17 protein-coding genes and 1 pseudogene are annotated in these 16,833 nt (G+C 67.2%); 13 read left to right on the top strand and 5 right to left on the bottom strand.

The genetic code is table 11. The features are described 5' to 3' along the window. Positions 1-5 precede the first annotated feature (5 nt). The 8 genes and pseudogenes from AB4Y40_RS28220 to hmpA all read left to right on the top strand — a co-directional run bounded on the left by AB4Y40_RS28220 (position 6) and on the right by hmpA (position 6,211). On the top strand, positions 6-605 hold the full coding sequence (locus AB4Y40_RS28220) for an RNA polymerase sigma factor (protein ID WP_368690816.1): 600 nt from the start codon (positions 6-8) through the stop codon (positions 603-605). Further along, positions 602-1,057, top strand: coding sequence for a hypothetical protein (locus tag AB4Y40_RS28215; RefSeq protein ID WP_368690642.1), 456 nt, complete (start codon positions 602-604; stop codon positions 1,055-1,057). The genes AB4Y40_RS28220 and AB4Y40_RS28215 overlap by 4 nt, the downstream gene beginning before the upstream one ends. Beyond that, positions 1,054-1,578, top strand: a complete 525-nt coding sequence (locus tag AB4Y40_RS28210) for a periplasmic heavy metal sensor (RefSeq protein ID WP_368690641.1) — start codon at positions 1,054-1,056, stop codon at positions 1,576-1,578. The genes AB4Y40_RS28215 and AB4Y40_RS28210 overlap by 4 nt, the downstream gene beginning before the upstream one ends. An 87-nt stretch (positions 1,579-1,665) precedes the next feature. Continuing rightward, positions 1,666-3,117 (top strand): DUF1800 family protein, encoded by a 1,452-nt coding sequence (locus AB4Y40_RS28205; protein WP_368690640.1) that lies wholly within the window; start codon positions 1,666-1,668, stop codon positions 3,115-3,117. Further along, positions 3,114-4,271: a DUF1501 domain-containing protein gene (locus AB4Y40_RS28200; RefSeq protein WP_368690815.1), complete on the top strand. Its 1,158-nt coding sequence runs from the start codon at positions 3,114-3,116 to the stop codon at positions 4,269-4,271. The genes AB4Y40_RS28205 and AB4Y40_RS28200 overlap by 4 nt, the downstream gene beginning before the upstream one ends. 121 nt (positions 4,272-4,392) lie before the next feature. Beyond that, complete coding sequence (locus AB4Y40_RS28195; RefSeq protein WP_342923058.1) at positions 4,393-4,608, top strand: YXWGXW repeat-containing protein; 216 nt, start codon at positions 4,393-4,395, stop codon at positions 4,606-4,608. A gap of 144 nt (positions 4,609-4,752) precedes the next feature. Further along, positions 4,753-4,908: pseudogene (locus AB4Y40_RS28190) on the top strand (GntR family transcriptional regulator); the annotation flags it as partial. Positions 4,909-4,999: 91 nt separating this feature from the next. Beyond that, the gene (gene hmpA / locus AB4Y40_RS28185; RefSeq protein WP_368690639.1) at positions 5,000-6,211 is read left to right on the top strand and encodes an NO-inducible flavohemoprotein; all 1,212 of its coding nucleotides are present in this window, start codon (positions 5,000-5,002) and stop codon (positions 6,209-6,211) included. Here hmpA and AB4Y40_RS28180 read toward each other — a convergent pair. Together AB4Y40_RS28180 and AB4Y40_RS28175 are read right to left on the bottom strand one after the other, a co-directional pair. Next, a complete protein-coding gene (locus tag AB4Y40_RS28180) occupies positions 6,141-6,350 on the bottom strand; it encodes an amidohydrolase family protein (RefSeq protein WP_368690814.1) in 210 nt (69 codons plus the stop codon). The genes hmpA and AB4Y40_RS28180 overlap by 71 nt on opposite strands. A gap of 46 nt (positions 6,351-6,396) precedes the next feature. Next, entirely contained in the window at positions 6,397-7,269 is an 873-nt protein-coding gene (locus AB4Y40_RS28175; RefSeq protein ID WP_368690638.1) for a LysR family transcriptional regulator, read from the bottom strand. Between the two features lie 104 nt (positions 7,270-7,373). On the opposite strand from AB4Y40_RS28175, the gene AB4Y40_RS28170 reads away from it, so the two are divergent. The 5 genes from AB4Y40_RS28170 (at position 7,374) to AB4Y40_RS28150 (ending at position 13,381) form a co-directional block, all read left to right on the top strand. Further along, positions 7,374-8,267 carry a CoA ester lyase gene (locus tag AB4Y40_RS28170; RefSeq protein WP_368690637.1) on the top strand — a complete coding sequence of 298 codons (894 nt, stop codon included), beginning with the start codon at positions 7,374-7,376 and terminating at the stop codon, positions 8,265-8,267. Then, the gene (locus tag AB4Y40_RS28165) at positions 8,264-9,466 is read left to right on the top strand and encodes a CaiB/BaiF CoA transferase family protein (protein ID WP_368690636.1); all 1,203 of its coding nucleotides are present in this window, start codon (positions 8,264-8,266) and stop codon (positions 9,464-9,466) included. The genes AB4Y40_RS28170 and AB4Y40_RS28165 overlap by 4 nt, the downstream gene beginning before the upstream one ends. Positions 9,467-9,531: 65 nt before the next feature. After that, positions 9,532-10,407: an amidohydrolase gene (locus tag AB4Y40_RS28160; protein WP_368690635.1), complete on the top strand. Its 876-nt coding sequence runs from the start codon at positions 9,532-9,534 to the stop codon at positions 10,405-10,407. A gap of 77 nt (positions 10,408-10,484) precedes the next feature. Further along, the gene (locus AB4Y40_RS28155) at positions 10,485-11,852 is read left to right on the top strand and encodes a short-chain fatty acid transporter (RefSeq protein WP_368690634.1); all 1,368 of its coding nucleotides are present in this window, start codon (positions 10,485-10,487) and stop codon (positions 11,850-11,852) included. 44 nt (positions 11,853-11,896) lie between these two features. After that, positions 11,897-13,381, top strand: coding sequence for an MmgE/PrpD family protein (locus AB4Y40_RS28150; RefSeq protein ID WP_368690633.1), 1,485 nt, complete (start codon positions 11,897-11,899; stop codon positions 13,379-13,381). Between the two features lie 18 nt (positions 13,382-13,399). Here the strand turns inward: AB4Y40_RS28150 and AB4Y40_RS28145 are convergent, their stop codons facing one another. The 3 genes from AB4Y40_RS28145 to AB4Y40_RS28135 all read right to left on the bottom strand — a co-directional run bounded on the left by AB4Y40_RS28145 (position 13,400) and on the right by AB4Y40_RS28135 (position 16,807). After that, positions 13,400-14,986 (bottom strand): Na+/H+ antiporter, encoded by a 1,587-nt coding sequence (locus AB4Y40_RS28145; protein WP_368690632.1) that lies wholly within the window; start codon positions 14,984-14,986, stop codon positions 13,400-13,402. Between the two features lie 55 nt (positions 14,987-15,041). Next, positions 15,042-15,947, bottom strand: a complete 906-nt coding sequence (locus AB4Y40_RS28140; RefSeq protein ID WP_342923066.1) for a LysR family transcriptional regulator — start codon at positions 15,945-15,947, stop codon at positions 15,042-15,044. A 92-nt stretch (positions 15,948-16,039) separates the two neighbouring features. Next, positions 16,040-16,807, bottom strand: coding sequence for an SDR family NAD(P)-dependent oxidoreductase (locus AB4Y40_RS28135; protein WP_368690813.1), 768 nt, complete (start codon positions 16,805-16,807; stop codon positions 16,040-16,042). Positions 16,808-16,833: the final 26 nt, after the last annotated feature.

Genomic DNA, 16,833 nt, shown 5'->3' with positions numbered 1-16,833 from the left:
CATCGTTGCAGACCGACAAGGCCGGGAAGGCCTTGAACGAACGCGATCCGGACGCGGAACTCGTTGCGCGTGTCGGCGCGCGTGATCCGCTTGCCGTGCGCGCGCTCGTCGCGAGCAAGCTGCCGCGCCTCATCGCACTCGCCACACGCATGCTCGGCGACCACAGCGAAGCCGAAGACGTCGCTCAGGAAGCGTTCGTGCGGATCTGGAAACAGGCGCCCACCTGGCGCACGGGCGAAGCGAAATTCGACACGTGGCTGCATCGCGTGGCGCTCAACCTGTGCTACGACCGCTTGCGTGGACGGCGCGAAGAAACCGTGGAAGACGTGCACGCCGTGAGCGCGCCCGCACCCGATCCCGCAGGCTCGCCCGACCAGCAGATCGAAGCACGCACGCGCGACGAACGCGTGCGGGCCGCACTCGCGGCGCTGCCCGTGCGCCAGCGCGAAGCGCTCGTGCTCACTTACTATCAGGAGCTTTCGAACCTCGAAGCAGCCAGCCTGATGGATATTTCGGTGGACGCGCTCGAAAGCCTGCTGGCGCGCGCCCGGCGCACCCTGCGCGCACAACTGGCCGGCGAAGCTGCCGGTAAGGACTCCGTATGACACCCGAACGATTCCACACGCTCGTCGCGGCCTATGGCGCCGACCCGCAACGCTGGCCGCAGCACGAGCGCGAAGACGCGCTCGAATGGGCGCGCGCGCACCGCGCCGAAGCCAACGCGGCGCTCGACGAAGCCATGGCGCTCGACAGCTGGCTCGCCCGCGACATGGTCGCGCCGCCGGGACGCGCGCTCTTCGAGCAGATCGTCGCGGGCGCACCGGTGAAGCCCGTTGCGGCCGTGAAGCGCCGCAGCTTCTGGTGGTCCGGCGCGGCATTCGCGGGCGTGGGCCTCGCGGGCGCACTCGCGGGCGCGCTGACGATATCGCTCGTCGTGCTCGGCGGCGCGGCGCCCGCCGCCCCGCACGAGACGTATCTCAGCACGAGCTTCGGGGGGACGGGTTCGGACTGGAGCGAAGCGAACCTCAACCCCGGCGCCGAAGGGAGTGACGAATGAACGGCTGCTCATGGAAAACGCTGCTCGTCGGCTCGGTCCTCCTGAACGTTTTTCTGCTCGGCGGAATTGCGGGCGGTGCGTGGCGCTGGTTCGCCGTACGCGGCGAGCCGCAGGCGCAAGCGACGCAACGCGTGGCGTTGCGCTTCGCCACCGAAGAGCTTTCGCCGGCCCGCCAGCAGCAGTTCGCCCAGGCGCTCAAGTCCTCGCGCCGCGAAGGCCGCCAGTACGCGCGCGACGGACGCGACGGAAGGCGCGAGGTGCTCGACCTGCTCGCCGCGCCGCAACTCGACCGCAACGCCATCGACGCCGCGCTCACGCGCACGCGCACCGCAGACAGCGCGTTGCGCGCGCAAATCGAAAGCGGCGTGGTCGATTTCGCGGCCACGCTCACGCCCGAAGAACGCGTGAAGTTCGTCGCAGGGCTCGAAAAGCGCGGCCAGTGGCGGCTGCCGGCACAGTCGCAAAAGCAGCCGCAAATGCAACCCCAGAAAGCCGTGAGCGAGGCGAGCGGCGCGCAGTAAAAAATCTGGCAGACCAGCGACGGATACCGCGAGCGACGAGCGTTTAACGGGAATACGCAACGCTCCAGTGAGCACAAGGGACCGCGCATGGAAAGCCTTTCGAATGCCCGCGCCGGCGCGATCGCCATGAACCGCTTCGGCCTCGGCGCGCGCGCCGACGAGACGCCGCCCGCCAACCCTCGCGGCTGGCTGCTCGGCCAGTTCCAGGCCTACGAACCGCTGCCCGCCGCATGGCGCAACGAGCCCGGCGCACTGGCGCTCGCGGCGCGCTTCGGGGAGGAACGCCAGCAAGGCATGGCGGGCAACGCGGCAGCGAGCGCGGCTTCAGAGACGAACGCACAAGAGAACGCGCAACAAGCCGCACGCCGCGCGGTCAACCAGGCGATCCGCCGCGAGAGCGTGGGCATCTACCGCAGCGCGGTCAACGCGCGCCTCGTGAGCGCCTTGCAGACCGATACGCCTTTCGTCGAGCGCCTCGTACATTTCTGGTCGAACCACTTCGCCGTATCGGTGGACAAGGCGCTGATTGCGGGCATTGCGGGCGCATTCGAAATGGAAGCGATACGGCCGCACGTGCTCGGCAATTTCGCGGACATGCTGGTCGCCGTCGAGCAGCACCCTGCCATGCAGCTCTTTCTCGATCAGGCGCGCTCCGTCGGCCCCGACAGCCGCGCCGCGCTGCGCGCCGATCAGCGCGACCCCGCGCACAAGCGCGGCCTCAACGAGAACCTCGCACGCGAGATCATGGAACTGCACACGCTCGGCGTGCGCACCGGCTACACGCAGGACGACGTGACCGAATTCGCCCGCGCGCTCACGGGCTGGAGCGTGGCAGGCGTGCGCGGGCCGCAGCCCGGCAATGCCGCGCCCGGCAGCTTCGTGTTTCGCCCCGCGCTGCACGAGCCGGGCACGCGCACCGTGATGGGCAAGCGTTACGATCAAGCGGGCGAGCAGCAGGCGCTCGCCATCCTCAACGACCTCGCACACGCGAACGCCACGAGCCGCCATATCGCGTTCCAGCTCGCGCGCCACTTCGTCGCCGACAATCCGCCACCGGCGCTCACCGAGCGTCTCACGCTCGCCTTCGAGCAAAGCGGCGGCGACCTGCCCACCGTGTACCGCGCGCTCGTTGAAGCGCCGCAGGCGTGGGCGCCCATCGATGCGAAGTTCAAGACACCGTGGGAGTGGACCGTATCGTCGATGCGCGGTCTCGGCTGGCGCGAACCCGGCGAAGCGGGCGAAATCAACGCCGCGCCGCTGCTCACGCAGCTTGGCCAGCCCGTGTGGCGGCCGGGCTCGCCCGCCGGCTACGACGACATCGCTGCAAGCTGGGCCGCGCCCGATGCGCTCGTGCGCCGCGTCGAAGTCGCGCAGCGCTTCTCGGCGCGCGTGGGCGACCGGCTCGACCCGCGCACGCTCGGCAACACGCTCATGGGCGCCACGCTCAGCGCGCCCACGGCCAGTGCCGTCGCGCATGCAGAAAGCGCGTCCACAGCGATCGCCTTGCTGCTCGTCTCGCCCGATTTCCTGAGGAGATAACCGCCATGGTTTCCCGCCGCCATTTCCTGCGCGTTGCCGCCGCCGGCGCGGGCGCGATGCTCGTCGCGCCCCGCATCGTGTTCGCCAGCGTCGAAACCGAGCGCCGCTTCGTGTTCGTGATCCAGCGCGGCGCGGCCGACGGCCTCAACATCGTCGTGCCCTATGCGGAGCCGGCCTACGCCACGCTGCGCGGCCCGCTCGCCATCGACATCGACAAGGCCACGAAACTCGACGGCACGTTCGCGCTGCATCCGTCGCTCGTCCAGATGGCGCAGATGTATGGTGAAAAGCAGGCGCTCTTCGTGCATGCAATCGCTTCGCCGTATCGCGACCGCTCCCACTTCGACGGTCAGAACGTGCTGGAAACGGGCGGCCGCGCGCCCTACCAGGTCAAGGACGGCTGGCTCAACCGGCTCGTCGCCATGCTGCCGGCCTCGCGCGAAAGCGCCATTGCGCTCGCGCCCACCGTGCCGCTCGCGCTGCGCGGCACGGTCCAGGTAAGTTCGTTTGCGCCCTCGGCGCTGCCCAGCGCGTCCGACGATCTGCTCACGCGCGTGTCCGCGCTCTACGAAGCAGATCCGCAGCTGCGCGCGCTCTGGACTTCGGCAATGAATGCACGCGGGCTCGCGGGCAACGCGAGCGCGCGCCAGGACCCTGCGAGCGTCGGCAAGCTTGCGGCGGGCTTCCTCTCGCGCCCCGATGGCCCGCGCATCGCCATGATCGAAAGCGGCGGATGGGACACGCACAGCGCGCAAAACGCGCGGCTCGCGAATCAGCTGAAAGCGCTCGACACGATGCTCGCCGCGCTGCGCGATGGCCTCGGCCCCGCATGGGACAAGACCACGGTGCTCGTCGCGACGGAGTTCGGCCGCACGGCCGCCGCGAACGGCACGGGCGGCACCGACCACGGGCAGGCTTCGGTAGCGATGCTCGTGGGCGGCGCCGTGGCGGGCGGACGCGTGCGGGCCGACTGGCCGGGGCTGCGCAGCGCGGATCTCTACGAGTCGCGCGACCTCAAGCCCACGGCCTCACTCGATGCATTGATCGCGGGCGCGGCCGCGGAGAGCCTCGGGCTCGATCCACAGCGCACTGCATCGACGCTATTCGGCGATGCGGGCACAAAAAATGCGGCTACGGGTTTGATAAGGACATGAACGGATAGAACAGACGAACACGAAAGCGGGCCGCTTTACGTGGACCCGGATGCCGCCATGCGACGAGACCAGCCAGCCGTTCGGATAACCAAACAATTTCAGTCAGTGGAGGAAACCCGCCATGAAGATAAAACTACTGCACCCCGTGACCCTGGTCGCCTGCGCCGCCCTGCTTTCCGCCTGTATCGTGGAGCCGGCCCACCCGCCGGAGCCGGCGCCCCGCGTCGAGACACCGCCGCCCGCCCCCGCCGAGGGCTATGCCTGGACCAAGGGACATTACCGCTGGGAAGGCAACCAGTGGGTGTGGATTCCGGGACATTGGGTGCAGGGGTACTAACAGGGAACGTTGGGAAGGAATACTGAGTATTCGTATTGCGGCGGTGAAATTGCATTCACCGGGCAAATCGACCGCCGCACCTCGTTGAATTCGAACTTGCCGCAAACAGAATCGTGACACCGACGCGCCAGCATTCGATCACCTCGCGCGCCGCTGATGGTCGAGCACATGACCGAGGCGTCCAGGCATGTCAAGCGAATGGAAGGCAAGCTGCGCGGGCGACTGATTCTCGATTCGGAAATTCGCAAACGCGTACGCATGATCGTGGGTGCCGCCGCTGCCGACGACAAGGAGGAGTGAGCCGCTGCCATCGGAGCCTGCGATTGCGGCTGTCTTTGTCTAGACTGGAACGAGTACGTGCGCTTCCCCACTCGTGAAAGGAGGACCGACAATGCTCACGCAGCGAACGAAGGACATCGTGAAGGCGACCGCGCCCGTGCTCGCCGACCACGGTTTCGCCATCATCAAGCGTTTTTACACGCGGCTCTTCGAGGCCCACCCTGAACTGAAGAATGTGTTCAACATGGCGCACCAGGAACAGGGGCAGCAACAGCAGGCGCTCGCGCGCGCCGTCTATGCGTATGCGGAAAACATCGAAGACCCCTCGAGCCTCGCGGCCGTGCTCAAGAACATTGCAAACAAGCACGCGAGCCTCGGCGTGCTGCCCGAGCACTACCCTATCGTTGGCGAACATCTGCTAGGCGCGATCAAGGACGTGCTCGGCGACGCCGCCACGGAGGACATCATCTCCGCATGGGCGCAGGCCTACGGCAATCTCGCCGACGTGCTCATGGGCATGGAAAGCGAACTCTATGAAGGTTCCGGCGACAAGCTGGGCGGCTGGACCGGCTGGCGCAAGTTCGTCGTGCGCGAGAGGCGGCCCGAAAGCAGCATCATCACCTCGTTCGTGCTCGAACCGGCCGATGGCGGCCCGGTCGCGAACTTCGAACCCGGCCAGTACATCAGCATCGGCGTGACCGTGCCGGCGCTCGGCTTGCAGCAGATCCGCCAATACAGTCTTTCCGACATGCCCAACGGCCGGACCTACCGCATTTCCGTGAAGCGCGAGGCCGGCGGCCCGCAGCCGGCCGGCTACGTTTCGAACCTGCTGCATGACCACCTGAACGTGGGCGACGAAGTGAAGCTGGCCGCGCCCTACGGCAACTTCCATATCGACGTGAACGCGCATACGCCTATCGTGCTCATCAGCGGCGGCGTGGGCCTCACGCCGATGATCAGCATGCTCAAGCGCGCGCTTCAGGATCCGAACCGCAAAGTGGTGTTCGTGCACGGCGCGCGCAATAGCGGCGTGCATGCCATGCGCGACCGTCTGCGCGAGACCGCGGCCACGAACGCCAACTTCCATCTCGAGATTTTCTACAACGAGCCGCTGCCCGGCGACGTGCAGGGCCGCGATTACGATTACGCGGGGTTCGTCGATATCGGGCAGATCAAGCAGGCGATCCTGCAACCCGACGCCGACTACTATATTTGCGGCCCCATTCCCTTCATGCGCATGCAGCACGATGCGCTCAAGAATCTCGGCGTCCACGAAGCCCGGATTCACTACGAAGTCTTCGGGCCGGATCTCTTCGCGGAATAGGCGCGAAGTTCATCCAGGCAAGCGCGGCGCCAACGCCGCGCGTGTCGTGCACCTGGTGCGGCCAGTCCGTGCCGAACATGACCTGGTCCGCGCCCACCACCGAGATCAGGAACTCGACCGAGGCCGGGCTATACGTGATGCAGTCGTAATAGATGTGGCGCAGATAGTCGATGGGCTTGCGCCCCTCACTTGCGCAGCGCCTCGCCGGAGCATTCGATCATCCCCCGAATCAGGCGGCTGCGCGCGGAAGCGCGCGACCACAGAATGCCGAAGCGGCGCGGCTCGGTTGCCTCGGCCAGCGGCAGGCGCGCGAGCCGCAAGCCCTTCGTAAGCGGCGTGCCGATATCGGGCACGAGCGAGACGCCAAGGCCGCGGTCCACCATCAACGCGATCGCCATCAGCGAGTTCAGTTCGAACAGCTCGCGCGGTGCGATCTTCGCGCGGCGCAAATACTGGTCGGCCTGCTTGCCGCCGCCCAGTGCGCGGTCGTAGCGAATGAACGGCTCGCGGCGCAGCAGGTCGTGCGGATCGGCGCGCGCGAATTTTGCCGGCGCGAGCACGACGATGGGCTCCTCGCGCAGCAGATGCCAGTCGTACGACTTCGGCAGCGCGAAGGCGGGATGCAGGCAAATCGCCACGTCCACCTCGCCGCGCTGCAAGGCTTCGAAGAGTTCCATCGACGTGCCCGCGCGTATCAGCAGCTTCACTTGCGGGAACGCGGCGGCGAAGCGCGCCAGCACGTCGGGCAGCACGCTCAGCAGCGCCGACGTGATGGTCCCCACGCGCAGCTCTCCGCCCATTTCCTGCTCCTGCGCGAGCGCTTTCAGCCCATCGAAACCGCGCACGAGCGAGCGGGCGCGCTCCACCACGCGCTGGCCCGCCTCCGTGGGAATGACCGTGCGGCCCGCGCGCATGACGAGCGCCACGCCCAGTTCGCGCTCCAGCGCCTGGATTTGCTGCGCGATCGCGGCGGGCGTCACGCCCACGCGCCGCGCGGCCTCCGCCATCGAGCCGCTCTCCACGACGAGCAGCAGGTTGCTCAGGAACCCCGTGTCCATAAACGTAGCTTCTCTACGGTTTAAAGATAGATTTGCATAGTTTATCTAAATCGTTACCGATCGTAGACTGCCCTTCAGTGGTGATCTATACGGAAAGCATGGAGATGAGAAGCAAGTTGTTCGTGCCGGCATCGCGCCCGGAGCTGTTCGAAAAGGCGCTGGGCAGCGCCGCGGACGCGTTGTCGTTCGACCTGGAAGACTCGGTTGCCCCTGCGCGTAAACCCGAAGCGCGTGAGGCGCTGCGCACGCTGCTGGTGTCGTCTGCCGTGCGCGAACGCGGCAAGGTGCTGATCGTGCGCGTGAACGCGCTCGACACAGCGTGGTTCGCCGACGATATCGCCGCCGTGGTTCAACCGGGCCTCGACTACGTGAATCTGCCGAAACCCGAATCCGCCGACGACGTGCGCGCCGCTGCTGACGCGATCGAGCGCGCGGAGCACGCCAATGGCGTAAGCCGCCCCGTGAGGCTGTTGCTCAACGTCGAGTCGCCGCGCGCGCTGCGCGAAGCGGCGACGCTCGCCGCCGCGCATGCCCGCGTGGCAGGCCTCCAGCTGGGTCTTGGCGACCTCTTCGAGCCGCTCGGCATCGCGCGGCGCGACCCGGCGGCCATTCAGCAAGCCATGTTCAGCCTGCGGCTCGCCGCGGGTGAAGCGGGCGTGTTCGCGTACGACTCGGCTTTCGCCAATATCAAGGATGCCAAAGGATTTCGCGCCGAAGCCGAACTGGCCCGTTCGCTAGGCTTTCTCGGCAAAAGCTGCATCCACCCGAGCCAGATCGCGCTCGCCAACGACGTGTTCCGCCCTACCGACGAAGAAATCGCCCACGCGCTGCGCGTGGTGGAAGCGGCGCGCAACGCCGAACACGACGGCGTGGGCGCTTATGTCGTCGACGGCAAGATGATCGACGCGCCTTTCGTCGAGCGCGCCCGCGCGCTCGTGCAAAGCGCCGAACGGCTTGGACTCGTTGCGTCCGCAACGTCGAGCGAGGTGCGCCAATGAGCCGGCTTCCCAAAACGAATGCGGCGCCGCGCGGCCCGCTCGCGGGTGTGCGCGTGCTCGACCTGAGCGCCTATATCGCGGGCCCGTATGGCTGCACGCTGCTCGCCGATCAGGGCGCCGACGTCATCAAGATCGAGCCGCCCACGGGTGACAACCTGCGCAAGTATCCGTCGACGCTGCAGGCCGAAAGCCGCGCCTTTCTCGGCGTCAACCGCGGCAAGCGCGGGCTTGTGCTCGATCTGAAGCAACCATGCGCGCAGGAGGTGCTGCTGCGCCTCGTCGAACAGGCCGACGTGCTCGTGCACAACTTCCGGCCCGGCGTGCCGGCACGCCTTGGCATTGCCTGGGAACAGCTGCGCGAAGTGAACCCGCGGCTCATCTACTGCGCGGTCACCGGCTACGGCGACCAGGGGCCGAACAAGGACAAGGCCGGCTATGACCAGGTGCTGCAGACCATGACGGGCATGTGCGCGCTGCAGGGCAAGAGCGACGGCCCGCCCGAGATTCTCTATGGCTCGGTGGTCGACTACTACGCGGCCGCGCTCGTCGCAGCGGGCGTATCCTCCGCGCTGTTCGAGCGCGAGCGCAGCGGTGCGGGCCAGTACGTGGGCGTTTCGCTGCTGCGCAGCGCGCTCACCATGCAATCGGCGCGCATGATCTGGGCCGACGACGAACCGAAGGACGTGGGCCGTGACATGCGCTCGGGCGGCATCACCGGCATTCATCCCACGCGCGAAGGCTGGCTCTACATCTCCGCGAACACGCCGCATTTCTGGCAGGCGCTCTGCGAAAAAACCGGGCTCGCTGCACTCGCGCAGAACGCGCGTTACGATTCGGTGCGCAAACGTGCCGAGCATCGCGACGAGATCGTGCCGCAACTGCACGCCGCGTTGCAGGCGCGCAGCGCGCTCGAATGGGAGGCGCACTTTGGCGAGGCGGTGCCCTGCGCGGCGGCGCGCACGGTCGAAGACATGTTCGACGATCCCCAGGTGCTCGCCGAGGAGATGGTCACGCGCTACGACTATCCCGGCGTGGGCGCGTATCGCGGCTTTCGCGAGCCGATTCGCTTCGGCGCGACGCCGGCACCGGACCCGATCGCGGCGCCCGCCTTCGGCGAGCATTCCGATGCGGTGCTGCGCGAAGCCGGCTGGAGCGATGCCGATATCGAACGATTGAGAAACGAGCACGCCGTGCTCTGAACACACAAAGCGGCATCCGCGCGCATCCATGCCTGGCGGCGCGCGGCAAACAAGGAGACAACGCGATGGACCGTGAGCAGCATGTCCATACCCTCGACGCCCCCAGGGCGCGCATAGCGGCGCCTGCCTTCGCGTGCGATTCGCACATCCACATCTACGATCGCCGCTTCGCGGCCTCGCCCGGCAATGGCGCGCATATCGTCGATCGCGCGACGGTCGAGGACTATCGACGCGTGCAGGAACGCACGGGCACGCAGCGCACCGTCATCGTCACGCCGCGCCCGTACGGCACCGATAACTGCGTGACGCTCGACGCGATCCGCCAGCTGGGCATCGACAACGCCCGCGGCGTAGCTGTGCTGCGCCCCGAGGTCAGCGACGCCGAACTCGCCATGCTCGATCGCGGCGGCGTCCGCGGCATCCGCTTCACGTTGTACACGCCGCATCAGGCGGTCGTCACCTTCGACATGGTCGAGCCGCTTGCGCGGCGTATAGCGGAACTCGGCTGGCATGTGCAACTGCACTGGACCGCCGACCAGATCGTCGAGCACGAGGCCTTGCTCACTCGCCTGCCCTGCAAGATGGTGTTCGACCATCTCGCGCGCCTGCCCTTGCCCGCGGGCACCTCGCATCCCGCATTTGGCGTGGTGCGCCGCCTCGCCGCCTCGGGGCGCGTGTGGGTCAAGCTCTCGGGCGCCTACCTCGATTCGCAGGTGGGCCTCGCGGGCGGTTACGCCGACCTCGCCGAGACCGCGCGCGCATGGGCCGCACTGCTGCCGGAGCGCACCGTGTGGGGCAGCGACTGGCCGCACGTGACGGAGACGCACAAGCCCGACACCGCCGCGATCTTCGATCTGCTCAGCAGATGGGTCGAGGACGAAGCGGCACGCAAGCGGATTCTCGTCGACAACCCCGCCGAACTCTACGGCTTCGCCCGATGAACCAGCGCCACGGCGCCCCCATACAAACAGCCGTGCGCCAGGTACGCGCGGCCACATTCAGCACCAGGAGACGATACGTGAAGTCCACCGCCACCGCCGCACCCGTACGCAAGACACGCTTTACCGACGCGACGATCAGCCTGTTCGAGCGCACCATTCCCGACCCGTTCGTGCTCGCGATTCTCATCACCGCGGTCGTGGCCGCGCTATCGGCGATGTTCGCCCCGCATGCGACGCTCAACACGCTCGTGGTCGGGTGGTACAAGGGCTTCTTCAATATCCTCACGTTCGCCTTCCAGATCACACTCGTGCTCGTCACGGGCCACGCATTCGCGCACGCCGCGCCGGTGCAGCGCGTGTTCAAGGCGCTCGTGGGCGTGGCCCGCACGCCGGTGCAGGCCGCGGCGCTCACCTTCGTGCTCGTGGCCGTGGCCTCGTTCTTCAACTGGGGGCTGGGTCTCGTGGTGAGCGCGCTGCTCGCGCGCGAAGTGGCCAAGCGCATGCGCGTGGACTTCGCGTGGATCGTCGCGGCGGGCTTTTCGGGCTGGGTGGTGTGGGCGAGCGGCATTTCCAGCTCCATCGCGCTCGCGCAATCCACGCCGGGCAGCGCGATGAACGTCGTGCAAAAGCTCACGGGCGAAGTGCTGCCGTTCAACGACACCGTGTTCACGGCGTTCAACCTCGTGCCCGTGGTCGTGATGCTGATCGCCACGCCCATCGTGCTCGCGCTCCTCAAGCCGCGCGATGAAGACGCCGTCGTGCTCGACATCGAGAAGAACCCCGACCCGGAACCGCGCAAGCGCCCCGAAGGCAAGCTGAGCTTCGCGAAGTGGCTCGAATACTCGTGGATCGGCAGCGCGTTCATCGGCCTCGTGGGCGTGACGTTCCTCGTGCTCGCGCACGTTGAGCATATCGAAGCGTTTTCCGGCGTGAACGCCGTGATCTTCGTGATGTTCATCGCGGGCGTGATCCTGCATGGCTATCCGCTTGCCTACGCGGACGCGGTCAAGAACGCCGCCAAACAAACCGGCTCGATGATGCTGCAATACCCGCTCTACGGCGGCGTGATGGGCATGATGGACGCCACGGGCCTGCCCAACGTGATCTCGCACTTCTTCATCGCGATCTCGAACACGCATACGCTGCCGTTCTGGAGCTATGTGTGCTCGCTCATCGTCACGTTCTTCATTCCGAGCGGCGGCGGCCACTGGGCCGTGCAGGGGCCGTTCGTCGTGCCCGCCGCGATCGCGCTGCATGCTTCGATGCCCGCGACCACCATGGCCGTCGCCATGGGCGAGCAGGTCTCGAACATGATGCAGCCGTTCTGGGCCGCGCCCGTGGTCGCGATGGCGGGCATCGGCGTGCAGCGCGTGCTGGGCTTCACGGTCATGACGTTCCTGCTCGGCACCTTGGTATTCGGCGCGGCGCTGCTGCTGCTCGTTTGATCGGCATTCTTCCCTAAAACCAACGAAGATCAAGGAGACACCGCATGCAACGGCGTGCATTCATGGCGTCGCTCACGGCGCTCGCCGCGAGCGCGGGTACATTCGGCGGCATCGGCGCGGCGCGCGCGCAGAAGGTCGCGTCCGCATCGGCATCGGCCACCATCGCGCAGCGGCTTGCGGCTTACGCCGCCGCACTGAACTACGACGACCTCGACGCCGGCACGATCGAAGCGGTCAAGACCCACACTGCCGACGCGCTGGGCTGCGGCATCGCTGCGCTCGGCGAGAAACCCGTGGGCATCGCGCGCCAGGTTGCGCTCAACTACGCGAGCGGCGACGGCCGGGGCGCAACCGTGCTCGGCACGCAGCGGCGCACGTCGCCCGACCTCGCGACCTTCGCGAACGGCGCGGCCATCCGCTATTACGACCTCAACGACGTCTACGCGGGCAAGGAAATCGGCCACCCGAGCGACAACATCGCAGCGTGTCTCGCCCAGGCCGAGGCCGAAGGTGCGAATGGCCGCGATCTGATCGTCGCCATCGCCCTTGCCTACGAAATCGATTGCCGCCTCATGGACGCCGCCTCGATCAGTTCGCGCGGCTGGGATCACCCCATCTTCAGCCTGCCCGCAGCCGCGCTCGCGGCGGGCAAGCTCATGAAGCTCGACGAGCGGCAACTGGCCGAGGCGGTCAACCTCGCGCTCAACGGCCACCTCGCGCTGAACCAGACGCGCGTGCAGACCATGTCGAACTGGAAGGGTCTCGCCGATGCCGACGCCGCACGCAACGCCGTGTTCTCGGCCGCCCTCGCGCGCGACGGACTCACGGGCCCCGCGCCGATCTTCGAGGGCAATGCGGGGCTGTTCAAGCAGGTGTCCGGACCATTCAGCATCGACACGGCGAGCTTCGGCGGCAAAGGCCGGCCGTTTCGCATCAACGACTGTGCCGTGAAGTTCTACCCGGCGCAGGCGCTCACGCAGACGGCCATTGCCGCCGGCATCGACGTGGCGAAGCAGGTGGGCGACCTCGACCGTATCGTCAGCATGGAGATCCGCACCTCGCACGAAGGCTACTTCTCGGCGGGCATGGACCCGCAGAAATGGGCCCCCGAAACGAGCGAGACCGCCGATCACAGCCTGCCCTACGTGACCGCGCGCGCCATGTTCGACGGCGATATCAGCCTGGCGAGCTATCGCCCCGAAGCGCTGCGCGACCCGAAGATCCGCGCGTTCATGCAAAAGATCAAGGTTGTAGACGATGCCGAACTGACCCGGCTCTATCCGAAGTATTACGCGACCCTCGTGAGCGCCACGCTCGCGGACGGACAAACCGTGTCGAAGCGCGTGGACGACATTCCAGGCTTCGCCACTCGGCCGATGCAGCGCGGCGACTTCGAGGTCAAGTTCCGCAAGAACGCGGCGCCTGCGATCGGCAAGGCGCGCGCCGACGATGCGCTTGGGTTTCTCTGGAACCTCGACCAGCAGCGCGACCTCTCGCACCTGTTCGCGCCACTCGTCGTGCACGCCTGAAGAACGCGGGGGAAAGCATCAACCCCTGCCGTGCCGCGCCGAAAGCTCCTCCAGATCGAGATCGCGTTCGAGCACGCGCAGCAGTTCGTCGTGGATGAGTCCCGCGCGGTGCATCTTCAACAGCTCCGCGCGCCCGGCCTCCACGGCGGCCAGCACGACGTCGTAGTGCGAGGTGCGCATCCCCTGCGGATAGCTCTCGGCATTCGCATAATTGCGCGTCAGGTTCGCGCGATACGTGTACTGCTCCAGCAGCCGCGGGTGGATCACGCTGCCGTCCGGCCCGTGGACGAGCGGCGTGATCGCCGCCAGCTGGGCAGCTTCGAGGCGCGCCCATGCCTGCGGCTCGTTGAGGTAGGGCTCCTCCCCTTCCATATCGTCCGCAGGCCTGATCAGCTTGATGAGCGGCCCGATGGTCGTGCCTTGCAGCAGCACCGTGAACAGAATGACGGCAAACGCGGCGAAGAGAATGAGATCGCGGCCCGGCATCGCCTCCGGCAGCGCGAGCGCAATGGCCAGCGTGACCACGCCGCGCATGCCGGCCCAGCTCACCACGGTTGCGCCGCGAAAGTCCGGCGCGCTCACGCGGCGCGGCATGATCCGGTGCAGCGCGGTCCTCACGATCTCGATGCCATACGTCCACACGCAGCGCGACACGACAACGGCGAGCACCACGGCCATCGCGGCCGGACCGAGCAGCGCGACGGCATTCGCCGTCCCGCCGAGACGCAGCATGACCCCGCGCAGCGAGAGGCCGATCAGCACGAACACCAGCGCCTCGAGCACGAAGACCATGACCTGCCAGAACGCCGTACCGCGGCTGCGCACCGTGGCCGAAAAGATTTCGTGCTGATGCCAGCCTAGCTGCATGCCGCACGTGACCGTGGCGATCACACTCGAAACGCCCAGCATGTCCCCGGCGATATAGGCAATCCAGCCCGCCAGCACGGAGGCGGTGATGATCAGATACTCGTCTTCGAGCTGACGCAGCAGGCACACGACGACATAGCCGACGACAGCGCCGACCACCATGCCGCCCAGCGCGAGCCCGACGAAACTGAGCGCCGCATTCGGCTCGCTGAAAACGCCCGTCAATGCCGCCGCGACGGCGAAGCGAAACAGCACGAGACCGGCGGCGTCGTTGAGCAGGCTCTCGCCTTCGAGCAGCACCATCAGGCGGCGCGGCAGCGCGAGCCGTTCGAGCACGGCTTTCGCGGCGACCGCATCGGGCGGCGATACCACCGCGCCCAGCGCGAAACATGCGGCCCACGGCAGCGACGGAACGGCCCAATGCGCGACCACGCCAACGGCCCACGTCGTGAAAGCCACCGCGCCGATGGCGAAGAGCAGGATGGGCGCGAGGTGACGCTTGAAGTCGGACCAGACGAAGAAGTAGGCGCCGTCCATCAGCAAGGGCGGCAGAAACACGATGAGGACGAGGTCCGGGTCGATCACGACCGGCGGCAGGCCGGGCGCGAAGGCCATGGCGGCGCCGCCGACCAGCAGCGCGGCAGCGGGCGGCAGGCGCAGGCGTTTGGCGAGCAACTCGAGCGCGATGATGGCGATGAGCGAAAGGAGCACGAGCTTGAACGCCGACACGGCCGACATGAGGCTTCCTTGTTTTTACCCAGGTACGGTGCGTGGAGGAGCGCGGCCGCCCCCCTCAATTCCCACAAGCATGAATCAAAAACTGCTGCATCGCTCTCGCCGGATCGCTGAGCACTGCCCCAGGATGCCACAACATGCCCGCTTCCATCTGCGGAATGGCATCCTCGATGGCGCACGCGTCGATGCGCTTGCCCTCCAGCGACCACGGCCTGAACACCATGTCCGAGAGAATCGTCACGCCGAAGCCGTGCGCCACGAGCCCGCGCAGCGCTTCCATCGAACTCGTGCGAAACGCGATATTCGGCGCAACACGGCGCTTTTTCCAGTAGCGCAGCGTCGAGGCTTCGCCCTCGTCCACCGTGAGCTGGATATAGGGGTAACGCGCGATGTCGCGCAGCGTGACGGTGCCCATCTGCGCGAGCGGATGCGTCGGCGCAGCCCACAACTGGCGGCGTGAACGCATCAGCAAGTGGTGGCCGAAGCGCGCGCGCCGCTCCACGTTGGAAAGCAACGCCACGCCGAGATCCACCTCGCCCGCGAGCACCGCCGCCTCGATGGCGGGCCGGTCCAGATCGTGCAGGTCGATCTCGATCTCGGGATAGGTCGCGCGAAAGCGCGCGAGCAGTTCCGGCAGGAAGTAGCCGAGCAGCGTATAGGAGGCGGCCATGCGCACCGTGCCGCGCAGGCTATGCGCGCGAAATGGCGCCTTGTGCAGCGCGTCGCGCACCGACTCCAGCACGTGGCGCGCGTGATTGAGGAAGTCCTGCCCGTCGGGCGTCAGCTCCACGCCCTGGGGCAAGCGCACGAAGAGCCGCGTGCCGAGCGCCTCCTCGAGCGCGAGCACCGCATTGGTGATTGCCGACTGCGAAACATGCTCGGCCGCCGCCGCCATCGAAAACTGCCCGTTCTGCGCCGCCGCCACAAAGTAGCGGAACTGCCGCAAGGTCACGTCCTTGGCCATGTGCTTTTCGAATATCGTGAGTCGATGGTTCCGATTCTACGATACGCGGTCTGCGACGTCGCCCCGACGGTCGGCCCCACACAAACCGGATATCAGCGCGGCGCCATGCGCAAGGCGCCGTCGAGCCGGATCACCTCGCCGTTCAGATAGCGGTTGCCGACGATATGCTCGACGAGCGCCGCGAACTCCGCGGGCTGGCCAAGACGTTGCGGAAACGGCACGCCCGCGCCCAGCGCCTGCTGCACTTCGGCGGGCATGGCGAGCAGCATCGGCGTTTCGAAGATGCCGGGCGCGACGGTCACGACGCGAATGCCGTTGCGCGCCAGTTCGCGCGCCGCGGGCAGCGTGAGCGAAACGACACCGCCCTTCGAGGCCGCATAGGCCGACTGCCCGATCTGGCCATCGTACGCGGCCACCGAAGCCGTATTGACGATCACGCCGCGCTCGCCGCCGGCGTCGGGCGTGTTGTTCGCCATCGCCACGGCGGCGAGGCGCATCACGTTGAAGGTGCCGATGAGGTTGACGCTCACGACCTTGGCGAACAGATCGAGCGAATGCGCGCCCTCTTTGCCGACGATGCGCTGCGCCGGTGCGATGCCCGCGCAGTTGACCACGCCATGCAGCGCACCGAAGCGCTGCGTGACGAGCGCGATCGCCGCCTCGACGCTTGCCGCCAGCGTCACATCCACCTCGACGGCCAGTGCATGCTCGCCGCCGAGCGCCGCCACGTCACGCGCACGCGCTACGTCGATATCGCCGAACACGACATTCGCGCCGCGTTCGAGCAGGTGTCGGCCCACCGCCGCGCCGAGTCCCGAACCACCACCAGTGATAAAAAACGTCTTGTCCTGCACAACCATTTGAGTCTTCTCCATTAGTTATCCGA

This window comes from Paraburkholderia sp. EG287B (assembly GCF_040965595.1).
Classification (GTDB): Bacteria; Pseudomonadota; Gammaproteobacteria; order Burkholderiales; family Burkholderiaceae; genus Paraburkholderia.
Note: the sequence above shows the minus strand (reverse complement) of the source record. Positions and strands in the feature narration are given on the sequence as shown.

Bases quoted from the DNA above. Each gene is read 5' to 3' on its own strand.
- hmpA (WP_368690639.1), top strand. From the start codon at position 5,000: ATGCTCACGCAGCGAACGAAGGACATCGTGAAGGCGACCGCGCCCGTG.
- AB4Y40_RS28205 (WP_368690640.1), top strand. From the start codon at position 1,666: ATGGAAAGCCTTTCGAATGCCCGCGCCGGCGCGATCGCCATGAACCGC.
- AB4Y40_RS28215 (WP_368690642.1), top strand. From the start codon at position 602: ATGACACCCGAACGATTCCACACGCTCGTCGCGGCCTATGGCGCCGAC.
- AB4Y40_RS28135 (WP_368690813.1), bottom strand. From the start codon at position 16,807: ATGGTTGTGCAGGACAAGACGTTTTTTATCACTGGTGGTGGTTCGGGA.
- AB4Y40_RS28150 (WP_368690633.1), top strand. From the start codon at position 11,897: ATGCAACGGCGTGCATTCATGGCGTCGCTCACGGCGCTCGCCGCGAGC.
- AB4Y40_RS28170 (WP_368690637.1), top strand. From the start codon at position 7,374: ATGAGAAGCAAGTTGTTCGTGCCGGCATCGCGCCCGGAGCTGTTCGAA.
- AB4Y40_RS28175 (WP_368690638.1), bottom strand. From the start codon at position 7,269: ATGGACACGGGGTTCCTGAGCAACCTGCTGCTCGTCGTGGAGAGCGGC.
- AB4Y40_RS28165 (WP_368690636.1), top strand. From the start codon at position 8,264: ATGAGCCGGCTTCCCAAAACGAATGCGGCGCCGCGCGGCCCGCTCGCG.
- AB4Y40_RS28195 (WP_342923058.1), top strand. From the start codon at position 4,393: ATGAAGATAAAACTACTGCACCCCGTGACCCTGGTCGCCTGCGCCGCC.
- AB4Y40_RS28210 (WP_368690641.1), top strand. From the start codon at position 1,054: ATGAACGGCTGCTCATGGAAAACGCTGCTCGTCGGCTCGGTCCTCCTG.
- AB4Y40_RS28160 (WP_368690635.1), top strand. From the start codon at position 9,532: ATGGACCGTGAGCAGCATGTCCATACCCTCGACGCCCCCAGGGCGCGC.
- AB4Y40_RS28140 (WP_342923066.1), bottom strand. From the start codon at position 15,947: ATGGCCAAGGACGTGACCTTGCGGCAGTTCCGCTACTTTGTGGCGGCG.
- AB4Y40_RS28145 (WP_368690632.1), bottom strand. From the start codon at position 14,986: ATGTCGGCCGTGTCGGCGTTCAAGCTCGTGCTCCTTTCGCTCATCGCC.